This window comes from Nocardia abscessus, assembly GCF_015477775.1.
GTDB classification, from domain to species: Bacteria; Actinomycetota; Actinomycetes; order Mycobacteriales; family Mycobacteriaceae; genus Nocardia; species Nocardia abscessus_A.
Genome location: NZ_JADLQO010000029.1, coordinates 1 through 13,455, shown reverse-complemented (window position 1 = coordinate 13,455; position 13,455 = coordinate 1). Strand labels below are relative to the sequence as shown.

2 protein-coding genes are annotated in these 13,455 nt (G+C 68.5%); both read right to left on the bottom strand.

Annotated features, from left to right (window positions below; all coding sequences use genetic code 11):
* Positions 1–5: 5 nt before the first annotated feature.
* Positions 6–12,272, bottom strand: a complete 12,267-nt coding sequence (locus tag IU450_RS37730) for an amino acid adenylation domain-containing protein (protein ID WP_416382944.1) — start codon at positions 12,270–12,272, stop codon at positions 6–8.
* A 169-nt stretch (positions 12,273–12,441) separates the two neighbouring features.
* A partial coding sequence (locus IU450_RS37725; protein ID WP_195154506.1) for an AMP-binding protein occupies positions 12,442–13,455 on the bottom strand: 1,014 nt, incomplete at its 5' end.

The following is a 13,455-nucleotide window of genomic DNA, read 5'->3' as shown; positions in this document are numbered from 1 at the left end:
AACGATCAGCGGCGACCGTCGAGCAGCGCGGCCAGCTGCGGGCCGATCACCGCCAGCGCCTCCGGCGCGGCCATCCGGGCGTGGGTGACCTCGACCGGCCGGTCGACGACCATGCCCTGCACGTACGGCCACCAGTCCGCCGCTGCGGCGCGCAACTCGTCGGTGGGGTCGGCGACGGCCGCGCTGAAGTACTGCACGGTGCCGCGGAATACCCCGGGCCGGTGCTCGGCGATCAGTTCCGCCGAGCGGACCGCGCTGCGGTAGATCCGGCGCAGCCGCTGCGGGGTCACCGCGACGAGTTCCGCCGGGATCATGGCGTGCAGTGTGGCCAACGCCTCGTCGTCGAGTTCGTAGACATCATCCCCCTCGGCGAGCACCGTGCCCAGACCGAGTTCGGCCAGGGCGCCACGCACCGCGGCGCGGAAGCCGACGACGTCCGGATTCGGATGACTGTCCATCATGGCCAGCAGTTCCACCTCGTCGCCCGCGTCCTGCAACCTGGTGGCGATGGCATGGGCGAGCACACCGCCGAGCGACCAGCCGAGCAATCGGTACGGGCCCTGGGGTTGGACCGTCCTGATCTCGGACAGGTAGCGCTCGGCCAGCTCGGCCAGCGAACCGGGCAGCTCGCCGTCCTCTGACAGCGCGGGTGATTGCAAGCCGAGGATCGGCTGCTCGGCAGGCAGGAACTGGGCCAGTCCCGCGTACGACCAGGCCAAGCCGTACATGGGGTGCAGGCAGAACAGCGGGGCCGCCGAACCGCCCGCGCGGATCGGCAGCAACACGTCCAGCGCGGCGGTGGCGTCGGCGTCGCCCGTGTCGATGCGGGCGGCCAGGCCCGCCACCGTGGCGTCGGTGAAGAACCACTGCACGCGCACCGTCGCTCCGGTCGCGTCGCGCAGCCGTCCGACCACCTGCGCCGCGAGCAGCGAGTTGCCGCCGAGGGCGAAGAAGTCGTCGTCGAGTCCGACCCGGTCGGCGTCGAGCAGTTCGGCGAACACCGCGGCCACCGCCTGCTCGGTCGCCGTCTCCGGCGCACGGTAGACGGCTCCGCCGCCGAACTCCGGCGTGGGCAGGGCCCGCCGGTCCAGTTTTCCGTTCGGGGTCAGCGGCAGCGCGTCCAGTACCACCACCGCGTCCGGCACCATGTAGCCGGTGAGGAACCCGGCGACCTCGGCCCTGACCGCCGCAGGGTCGATGGTCACGCCGATGTCGGCGACCACGTAACCGATCAGGCGCTCACCGGCATGCTCGTCGTCGCGTACCAGCGCGACCGCCTGCCCGATACCGTCGCAGCGCAGCAGCGCCGCTTCGATCTCGCCGAGTTCGATACGGAACCCCCGCAACTGCACCTGCTGATCACCACGCCCGGCGTACTCCAAGGTGGCGTCGTCCTCGCCCGCGCGCCAGCGGCCGATATCGCCGCTGCGGTACATCCGCGAGCCCGGCGCACCGAACGGATTCGCCACGAAACGCGTCGCCGTCAATCCCGGCCGGCCCAGATAACCGCGCGACAACTGCGCGCCGACCACATGGATCTCACCCGGCACACCCACCGGCGCCGGATGCAGCCGCCGATCCAGCACGAACGCATCCAAACCCGGAATCGCCCGCCCGATCACACTGGCCGCGTCCCGCGCGTCGCGTTCCCCCAGCGGCAGGAACGACACATGCACCGTGGTCTCGGTGATCCCGTACATGTTCACCAACCGCGTCGAAGCGTCGTGGCGCTCATACCAGCGGCCCAGCTTGCGCAGATCCAGCGCCTCACCACCGAACACCACATACCGCAACGCGAGCTCACCCGCACCCGCCACCCGATCGGCCTCCACCAGCTGATAGAACGCCGAAGGAGTCTGATTCAGCACCGTGACCCGCTCCCGGACCAGCAGTTCACGCAACTGCTCCGGCGAGCGGGAAGTCACATAGTCGACCACGACCACACTGCCACCGTGCGCCAGCGCGCACCACAACTCCCACACCGAGAAATCGAACGCGAACGAATGGAACAACGTCCACACATCGGTCTCGTCGAACCCGAACAGCGGCTGCGTGTTGGCGAACAACTCCACCACATTGCGGTGCGCGACACCCACACCCTTGGGCACACCGGTGGAGCCGGAGGTGTAGATGACATACGCCAAATTGTCCGGGCGCAACCGAGCCACACGCTCCGCATCACCCACCGGCGCCTCAGAATACGCACCGGCCTCCGACAACAGCACCACCGGCAGCTCACCAGCCGGCACCGCCTCACACTGCGCCGCGGTGGTCAGCACACACACCGGGGCGGCGTCTTCGAGCATGAACTCCAACCGCTGCACCGGATAACTGGTGTCGATCGGCAGATACGCCGCACCCGCGGTCAACACACCCAACAACGCGACCGGCAGCTCCTCGGTGCGCGACACCGCCACAGCCACCAAAGATTCCGGGCCCGCACCCTGCGCGATCAACGCCCGCGCCACCTGGTTCGCACGGCGCTGCAACTCACCGAACGTCAGCGACCGGTCACCGAAGCGGATCGCGACCGCGTCCGGACGCAACCACGCCTGCTCGGCGATCACATCCGGCAGCGTCGCGCCGGGGACCCACGCCCCCTGCGCATTCCAAGCGCTGAGGATCTGGTCGCGTTCGCCGGGCGCGAGCACGTCGATGTCGCCGACCGCGGCGGTGGCGTCGGCCACGACCGCCGCGAGGACACGGCGGAACCTGCTCGCGAAGTCGCGCACGGTCGATTCGTCGAACAGGTCGGTCGCGTAGCCGACCACCACCGAGATGCCCTGTGCACCTGGTTGTTCGGCCAGGGTCACCTGCAAGTCGAACTTGGCGGCCGACACCTGCGGATCGATGCCGGACACCGTGAGACCGGGCAGTTCGAGCGTCGCGGGCGCGAGGTTCTGCAGCACCAGCATCACCTGGAACAGCGGATGCCGCGCCGCCGAGCGGACCGGGTCGAGCAACTCCACCAGGCGCTCGAACGGCAGGTCGGCATGGCCGAACGCGGCGACGTCGGTCCGGCGGACCTCCGCGAGCAGCGCCTCGAACGGCGTGCCCGGCTCGACCTCGGTGCGCAGCACCAGGGTGTTGACGAACATGCCGATCAGGTCGTCGAGTTCGGCCTCGCCCCGCCCGGCCACGGGCGTGCCGATGGCGATGTCCGAGGTGCCCGACAACCGGGCCAGCAGCACCGCGAGCGCGGCGTGCACCACCATGAACAGCGTCGAATTGTGCTGCTGGGCGAGGCGTTCGAGCCCGGCGTGCAGCTCGGCATCGATGTCGAAGGCGAAGCTCGCTCCGCGATAGGACGCCTGCGCGGGCCGGGGCCGGTCGGCCGGAAGCGGTAGTTCGTCCGGCAGGCCGGCGAGCGCGCCGCGCCAGTACTCGGCCTGCTGCGCGATCAGGCTGTGCGGGTCGGTCTCCGAACCGAGCACCTCGCGCTGCCAGAGGCTGTAGTCGGCGTACTGGACCGGCAGCGGGGCCATGGCCGGCGCCTCGCCTCTGCTGCGCGCCTCGTAGGCCAGGACCAGATCCCGGGTGAGGGGTCCGAGCGACCAGCCGTCGGAGCTGATGTGGTGCGCGACGAACGCGAGCACGTGCTCGGTGGGGTCGTCCGCGCTCGCGGACGCGACCTCGAACAGCTCCACCCGGAACGGGACCTCGGTGGTGACCTCGAATCCGGCCGTGACGGCCGCGGTCACCGCGGCGACCAGATCCGCCGCCTCGACGCGGGTGGGGATCAGGCTGATCGGCACCTCGTCCACCGCGAGCACCTGCTGTACCGGGCCCTCGGGCGACTGCGGGTAGATCGTGCGCAGGATCTCGTGGCGCGCGATCAGGTCCGCGACCGCTTGCCGCAGCGCGGCGACGTCCAACTCTCCGGTCAGGCGGATGGCGGCCGGGATGTTGTAGACCGACGACGCCGGGTCGAATTGGTTCAGGAACCACATGCGTTGCTGTGCCAGCGACAGCGGAATCCGCTCCGGTCGCGGACCCGCGACCAGAGCTTTGCGTCCGCCGCTGCCCGCGTGCTGCTCGACCTTCGCGGCCAGACCGGCGACAGTCGCCGCCTCGAAGATCGTGCGGACGGGGACGCGGGTGTCCAGCGCCGCGCCGATACGCGCCGCGACCTGCGTCGCCAACAACGAGTTACCACCCAAAGCGAAGAAATCATCATCCGCGCCGACACGCTCCACACCGAGCACCTCGGCGAACACCGTCGCCACGATCTCCTCGATCGGAGTCGAGGGCGCACGGAACACCTGAACCTCGAACTCCGGTTCCGGCAACGCCCTGCGATCCAACTTGCCGTTCACATTCAACGGCAACGCATCCAACACCACGAACGCCGACGGCACCATGTACGACGGCAAACCAGCGGCGAGTTCGGACTTCACCTGCGCCACATCGACACCGGCATCAACATCCGCGGCAACCAGGTAAGCCACCAGACGGTCACCGGTCCTCGGATCCGACTTCGCGATCACCGCCGTCTGCGCGACCACCGGCAACGCCAACAAAGCAGCTTCGATCTCACCCAGCTCGATACGGAAACCACGGATCTTCACCTGGAAATCCGTACGACCCCGATACTCCAGCTCACCGTTGCTATTCCACGCAACCAAGTCACCCGTGCGATACATCCGCACACCAGACTCGAACGGATTCGCCACAAAACGATCCGCCGTCAGATCCGCACGACCGAAATACCCGCGCGCCAACTGCGCACCAGCCAAATACAACTCACCCGAAACACCCACCGGAACCGGACGCAACCGCGCATCCAACACATACACACGGCTATTCCACTCCGGCGCACCGATCGACACCGACGTCTCATCGGCGAGGGTGACCCGGTGACTGGTGATCGACACCGCCGCCTCGGTCGGACCGTACAGGTTGAACAACTCCGTGCGCGGGTTCTCCCGCAAGAACCGCTGCGCCACCGAACCCGGCAACGCCTCACCGATCGCCAACACCCGCCACAGCGAATTCGGCATACCAGCCGTCAACAACGCATCCAACATCGACGGCACCACATGCAACGTGGTGACCCACTCACGCGCCATCAACTCGTTCAGATACGCCGGATCCCGATGACCGTCGGGCGATGCGATGACCAAACGACCACCACACACCGCCGCCGACCAGAACTCCCACACCGAGAGGTCGAACGTCGCGGCGGTCTTCAGCAGAATCGCATCCGCAGCGTCCAAACCGAACTCGATGTTCTTCCACTGCAACTGGTTCGCGATCGCGCCATGCGGCACCGCCACACCCTTCGGACGCCCCGTCGAACCGGACGTGAAGATCACGTACGCCGTGTTCTCCGGACGCAACGGGGCAACCCGCTCGGCATCGGTGACCGGCTCGGCGGCCACTGCTGCCAGATCGAGTTCATCGATCCGCACCACCGGCGCGACATCGGTATCGAACTTCGCCTCAGCGTTGGTCAGCACACAGACCGGTGCCGCCGTCTCCAGGATGTAACTCGTGCGCTCGGCAGCCTGATCCGGATCCACCGGCACATACGCACCACCGGACTTCGCCACCGCGTACATCGCCACGATCAGATCCACCGAACGAGGCAGCGCCAGCGCGACCCTGGACTCCGGTCCGACGCCCGACGAAATCAGATGCCGGGCAAGTCGATTCACCCTGGCGTCGAGTTCGGCGTAGGTCAGCTCGACCCGCTCACCGCCGACCTCGTCGGCGACGATGGCCGTGGAGCGCGGGTCCGCCGCGACGCTTCCGTCGAGCAGCGAGACCAGTGTCGCGCTCGCGTCGACGCTCTGGTCGGTCGCGTTCCAGCGCGCCAGCACGTCGTGCCGTTCGGCATCGGCGAGCAGTTCGATATCGCCGACCGTGGTGTTCGCATCGGCGACCACCGCCGCGAGGATGCGCGAGAAGCGCGCCGCGAAACCGTCCACGGTCGCACGGTCGAACAGGTCGGTCGCATACGTGAAGAACCCACCGATACCGGCAGCCGCACCCGACTCCTCGTAGGCGTCACCGACGATCAGATGCAGATCGAACTGCGACACATCCAAATCGGCATCGACACCGGCCACCGTCAACCCGGGCAGCTCCAACGCGGTCCGCGCGATGTTCTGGAACGACAACCCCACCTGGAACAACGGATGGTGCGCCGTCGACCGCGGCGGATTCAGCACCTCGACCAAACGCTCGAACGGCACGTCCGCATGCGCGAACGCCCGCAGATCGGATTCACGTTGCCTGCCCAGCAGTGCGGCGAACGACTCACCCGGCTCGAACCGCGTCCGGAAGACCACGGTGTTCACGAACATGCCGATCAGGTCATCGAGCGCACGCTCACCACGACCCGCGATAGGTGTTCCGATCGCGATATCCGAACTGCCGGACAGTCGGGCCAGCAACACGGCGAACGCCGTATGCACCACCATGAACAAGGTCGCGCCGTGCGCACGCGCCAACTCGACGAGTCCGGCGTGGGTCGCGGCATCGATCTCGATATCCACCCGTGCACCGGCCATGGACGCCACCGCAGGTCGCGGCCGGTCTGTCGGCAACTCCAGCAGGTCAGGGAGACCGGCCAGTTGCGCACGCCAGAACCCGATCTGCGCAGCCGCAACCGACTCCGGATCGGACTCCGCACCCAGCACCGCACGCTGCCACAACGCGTAATCCGCGTACTGCACACGCAAGGGCGACCACCCCGGTGCGTCACCGGAGGTGCGCGCCGCATACGCGACCATCACATCCCGCACCAGCGGCCCCATAGACGACGCGTCCGCCGCGATGTGATGCACCACCACGGCGAGCACGAACGTATCCGGCGCACCGTCGAGCTGAATGAGCGTCGCCCGCAGCGGCACCTCGGCCGTCACATCGAAGGGGGCCGCGGCCAGGGTGTACACGGTGCTCGCCACATCGGTCTCGGCCAGCACTCGGGGAGTCAGGTCCAGGGCAACCCGGCCCGCGGGCAACACCACCTGCACCGGACCATCCGGAGTCTCCGGATACACGGTGCGCAGCACCTCGTGGCGCGCGACCACGTCGTTCAGTGCCGCGCCCAGTGCAGCAACGTCCAATGCACCGGTCAGGCGCAGCGCGAACGGGAGGTTGTAGGCGGCCGAACCGATCTGTTCCCCGGCATCGTCGGTCTGGTCGAAGCGGTTGAGGAACCACATCCGCCGCTGCGCCAACGACAACGGCAATTGGTCGGGACGAGCGATACTCCCCAACTCGACACCACGCTCACCGTGCGTGCGTGACTCGAGCGCCGCCGCCAGGGCCGCGACCGTGGGCGCTTCGAACAACGTCCGCACCGCCACCCGTGCGCCGACCGCGGCACCCAGACGCGCCACCACCTGGGTGGCCACCAGGGAGTTACCGCCGAGCGCGAAGAAATCGTCATCCGCGCCGACCCGGCCCAAGCCGAGGACCTCACCGAATACTCCGGCCACGATCTCCTCGATCGCGGTCGCAGGCGCACGGAAATGCTTGCTCTCGAAAGTCGGCTCCGGCAGCGCCTTGCGGTCCAGCTTGCCGCTGGAGTTCAGCGGGAACTCCGCCAGCGCCACGATGGCGGCCGGAACCATGTAGGTGGGCAAAGATTCACCGATCGCGGACCGCAGTGCCTGCGCGTCGATCCGGTCTCCCGGAGCGGGGACGACATAGGCGACGAGCTGATCGCCCAGCGACGACGGCGCGACGAGTGCGGCCGCCTGGCTCACCGAGGGCTGCGCCAGCAGCGCCGTCTCGATCTCGCCCAGCTCGATCCGCTGACCACGGAACTTCACCTGGAAATCGGTCCGGCCGAGGTAATCGAGCACCGCGTCGTCGGCGTCCTTGCGCCACACGACGAGGTCGCCGGTCCGGTACATCCGCTCGCCCGATGCGAACGGGTTGGCCACGAACCGGTCCGCGGTCAAGTCGGGACGCTGAACATAACCGCGTGCCAGCTGATCACCGGCGAGATACAGCTCGCCCGGCACACCGACCGGGACCGGCCGCAACCACGAATCCAGCACGTAGACCTGGGTGTTCCACTGCGGCAAGCCGATCGGGACGGAACGCTCGTCCGCCGCCGCGGGCCAGTAGGTCACCGAGACCGCGGCCTCGGTGGGCCCGTAGAGGTTGTGCACAGCCGCGTCGGACACCGCCTGCATCGCCGCGACGGTCTCCGGCGGCAGCGCCTCGCCGATCACGAAGACGTGTTTCAGCGTCGGGCAGCTTCCCGGCGCGGTGTGCGCGGCGAAGACCGTCAGCATGGACGGCACGAAGTCGGTCACCGTCACGCCTTGCGCGGCAATGGTTTCCGCGACATAGGCGGGATCGCGATGGCCGTCCGGCGTGGCGACGACGAGTTTCGCCCCCACGCGCAGCGGCATGAAGTAGCCCCACAGCGAGACGTCGAACGTCGTCGCGGTCTTCTGCAGGTACACGTCGTCCGGACCCAGCGGGTATTCCGCGAGCATCCAGGCGATCTGGTTGTCGATCGCCGCATGCGAGACCGCGACACCCTTCGGCCTGCCGGTCGACCCCGAGGTGAAGATCACGTACGCCGGGTGGTCCGGCAACACCGGGCGCACCAACTCCTCCGCACGCACCGGGCTGTCGTCGAATCCGTCGAGATCCAGCGTGTCCACGGCGAGGGTCGGGACGTCACCGAAGAGAGCCGCCGCGTCCGCACTGGTGGTCACGACGCGAACGGGGCGGGCGGTGTCGAGGATGTGCGCGATGCGTTCGGCCGGATGATCCGGATCCAACGGCACATACGCCCCACCCGCCGCCACGATCGCATACATCCCCACCACAAGATCCAACGACCGACGAACCGCCAACCCCACCAACGACTCCGCACCCACACCCTGCGAAATCAACAACCGCGCCAAACGATTCACCCGCGCATCGAACTCCCGATACGTCAGCCCCACACCCTCGAACACCACCGCGACCTGGTCCGGGTGCGCGTCGACGGCACGGCGGTAACCGTCGAGCAGCAGCTCCGAGCGGACGGGATAGCGGGTGTCGTTCCACTCGTGCAGGATGCGATCCCGCTCGACCACGCTGAGCAGCTCGATCTCGCCCAGCGCGCGATCGGGATCGGCGGCGACCGCGCGCAGCAGCCGGTTCAGGCGGCCCGCGAATTCGGCCACCGTCTGCTCGTCGAACAGATCGGCGGCATAGGTGAACATCGCCGCCAGGCCCGCGTCCGGACCCTCCTGCGGCGTGAGGGTCAGTTGCAGATCGAATTTCGCCACCGCGCCGTCGAATTCGACCGCGCCGACCGACAGGCCGGGCAGCTCGAGCTGCGCCTGATCCATATTCTGGAAGAACAGCGCCACCTGGAACAGCGGATGATGCGCCTGCGATCGTACCGGGTCGAGCACCTCGACCAACCGCTCGAACGGCAACTCGGCATGCGAGAACGCCGCGAGGTCGCGCTCCTTGGTCGCCGTCACCAGTTCGGCGAACGACGCCGCCGGATCGACTTCGGTGCGCAACACCAGCGTGTTGACGAACATGCCGACCAGATCATCGAGTTCCGCCTCGCCGCGACCGGCGACCGGCGTGCCGATGGTGATGTCGGTGGAACCCGACAGCCGGGCGAGCAGCGCCGCGAAGGCGGCGTGCACCACCATGAACAGCGAAGCGCCGCGAGCGTGCGCGAGATCGTCGAGCCGGTCTCTGGTCGGCGCGTCGACGGTGAAGGTGAACACGCCGCCGCGCCCGGAGGCCGACGCGGGCCGCGGCCGATCCATCGGAAGATCGAGCCGATCCGGAATGCCCGCCAGCGCGTCGCGCCAGAAAGCGATCTGTGTCGCGGCCACGGAGCGCGGGTCGTTCTCGTCGCCGAGCACGGCGCGCTGCCACAGGGTGTAGTCGGCGTACTGCACCGGCAGCGGAGCCCAGTCGGGCGCCGCGCCCGCGCTGCGCGCGACATACGCGGTCATCAGGTCGCGCACCAGCGGCGCGATGGACGTGCCGTCGGCCGCGATGTGGTGCACCACGACGGCGAGCACGTAGTCGTCGGAGCCGACGCGTGCGAGCGAAAGCCGCAGCGGCACCTCGGCCGCCACGTCGAAACCGGCGACGGCGAAGGTGCGCAGCCAGTCCGGAAGCTCGTCGGCGGTGAGGCTGTGCGGCGTCAGGTCGGGGACGGCCTGCGCGGCGGGCACCACCACCTGATAACCCATACCGTCCACCGCCGGATACACCGTCCGCAACGTCTCATGACGCTCGACCACATCCGCGACCGCCGCCTGCAACGCCGCCACATCCAACACACCCGACAACCGCACCGCGAACGGAATATTGTTCGCCGCAGAACCAGTATCGAACTGATTCAAAAACCACATCCGCTGCTGCGCCAACGACAACGGCACCCGCTCCGGACGCTCCACCGCCACCAACGCGGGACGAGCGGCGCCGCTGTCGAATTCGGCGAGCCGGGCCGCCAGCAGCGCGACCGTCGGCGCTTCGAACACCGTGCGCGCGGGCACCCGCGCGCCGATCGACGCCCCGAGCCGGGCCGCGACCTGCGTCGCGATCAGCGAATTGCCGCCCAGCTCGAAGAAGTCGTCGTCCGCGCCGATCTCGTCGCCCGCGTTGAGCAGGTCACCGAAGACGCCGGCGACCAACTGCTCGAGCGGGCCCGAGGGCGCCCGGAACTCCTTGGTCTGCAACTGCGGGGCAGGGAGGGCACGACGATCCAGCTTGCCCACCGGCGTCAGCGGGATCTCCTCCAGCACGGTGAGCGAGGTCGGCACCATGTGCACCGGCAGACTGCGTTCGGCATGCCCGATCAGCTCGTCGGCATCGATCGAGCGACCACTGGCGGCGTGCACGTAGGAAGCGAGAATCGTCGCGCCACTGTCCAACTGGTGCCCGACGGTGACCGCGAAGTCGACCGTCTCGTGCGCGGCCAGCACCGCGTCGATCTCACCCAGCTCGATCCGGAAACCACGGATCTTCACCTGGAAATCGTTGCGGCCCAGGTACTCCAGCTCACCGTTCGGCGTCCAGCGCACCAGGTCACCGGTGCGGTAGAGCCGAGAGTGGTTCGGGTCGAACGGGTTCGGCACGAAACGCACGGCCGTGAGGCCGGGGCGCAACTGGTAGCCGCGAGCCAGCTGCGGTCCGCCGATGTACAACTCGCCGACCACACCGATCGGCACCGGCACCAAGCGCTCGTCCAGCACGTACTCGGTGGTCGCCTGGATCGGCGCGCCGATGGTCACCGGCTCGCCGGGCACCAGGGGCGCGCTGATGTTCGTCATGATCGTGGTCTCGGTCGGCCCGTAACCGTTGTAGAACTCACGATCGCCGTCGGCGATCGGACGCACCCAGCGCCGCACCAGCTCCGGCGGGCACGCCTCGCCACCGGCCACCACCACACGCAACTCGTCCAGACCCGTCGGGTCCACCGACGCGAGCGCCGCGGGAGTGATGAACGCGTGCGTGACGGCCTCCCGGCGCAACAGCGCCGCCAGCTCGTCACCGCCGTAGACCGTCGGCGCGACCACGACCATGGTGGCCGCGCCGCCCAGCGCGAGCAGTAACTCCAGCACGGACGCGTCGAACGACGGCGACGCGAAATGCAACGTCCGCGACGCACTCGTCACCCGATACCGATCACGCTGCTCGGCACAGAAACTCGCCAACCCCGCCTGCGTGACCACCACGCCCTTCGGCATGCCGGTCGACCCCGAGGTGTAGATGACATAAGCGGGATGCTCCGCGCGCAGCTGCCGCAGCCGATCCGCGTAGGTGACCGGTTCGGTCGGGTACTGCTCCAACTGCTGGGCGCAGGTGTCGGAATCGATGATCAGCCATTCGATCTCGCTGGGCAGGTCCGCCACCACGCGCGCGATGGCGAGCCCCAGCACGGCGCCTGAGTCCTTCACCATGTGCTCGACGCGATCGGCCGGGTAGTTCGGATCCACCGGAACGAACCCCGCACCGGTCTTGGCCACCGCCCAGACCGCGACCACCGACTCGACCGACCGCGGAATCCCGACCGCGACCAGATCCTCCGGACCCACGCCACGATCGATCAGCAGACGCGCCAGCCGGGTGGATGCGGCGTCGAGTTCCGCGTAAGTGAGGTGCCCGCGAGAGCTGACCGCGTCGGCGAAGACAACCGCGGTGCCGGTCGGATGGGCTTCGACGGCGGTTGCCATCAGTTGTGGGAGGGTGGTGACCCTAGGTCGCCGGGTGCGTGTGGGCCGCACCCGCGCGGGCCGCGTCACGCGAGCCCCGCTTCGTGCTTCCTGGTCCCCCATCCAAGAGCCGGCAGACTATTCCCCGACAAGCGAAACATGAAAACCCTGCACATCCTGCCTGTTAGAACACGTCCATGACACATTTCCAGCGGACGCCCTGATACAGCAAACCAACCTGCTGTGTGCATGGTCACACAACAGGAGGCTTGCATCTGACCGCGAATCGCCCTCACTCGGTGGCGAACAACTCGGTGAACTCTACGATCGTAGCCACATTCGTCCAGGGTCCCACGGGCACCGCGCCGACTCCATTGTCGAGCACCACCGCGTGCAAATCCTCCATCCCCGTCGGGTCGAGCGTGTCCAGCCCGGTCCGATCCGTCACCAGATGGCTTACCCACTCGTCGGCCAGCGACTCGGTCAGCTCGCCGTCCGCGTCGACCAGCACCACCGACGCGCCCACCGATCCGGCGGCGACCACTTCGACCACCGCGGCCGCAGACTGCGGGCTGCCGTGCTGGAAGGTGCGCGACTCGAAGGTCAGCTCGGTGCGCGCGCGCAGCCGTCCGGCCGCCGTGGCCAGATCGTCGTAGCTGAACACCTGTGCGCCGACGAACGCCGGGTCGCTGCCGCGCAACGCACGGGTGCGGTGGGCGTAGGTGACCGGGCGCGGGGACTCGGCGGCGATCTCGGCGGCGACGGTGGCGTCGTCGAGCGCCAGCCAGTCGACCGCGCCGATCGAGCGCGAATCGCCGACCGTCAAGCCGACCTTGATCTCCAGGTCGTCCGGCAGCGCCGCGTCGAGTGCGTCGACCGGTACCACCGCGGCGCCTGCTTTGAGTACGGCCCAGCTGGCGATGACGGCTTCGATCCCGCGGTCCAGCCGCACCGCCACACCCGCGCCGGGTCCGCATCCGCGTGCGATGAGCACCCGCGCCAACCGCGACGAGCGGGCGTCGAGATCCTGGTAGGACAGGGCGTTTTCACCGGAGACCACGGCGGGTCCGTCCGGATCGTCTTCGACGGCGGCCGCCAGTGCCTGGGTCAGCGCCGTGCCCGCGGTGGCCGCGGGCGCCTCCACGTTCACCGACTCGGCCGCGGCCGCCATCCGCTCCCGCTCGGCTTGGTCGAGGATGTCGATGTCGCCGATGAGGGTGTGGGGGTTGGTGGCGATGGTGGTGAGGATGCGTTGGAGGCGGTGGCCGAGGGTGTGGATGGTGGGTTCGTCGAAGAGGTCGGTGGC

Bases quoted from the DNA above. Each gene is read 5' to 3' on its own strand.
- IU450_RS37730 (WP_416382944.1), bottom strand. From the start codon at position 12,272: ATGGGGGACCAGGAAGCACGAAGCGGGGCTCGCGTGACGCGGCCCGCG.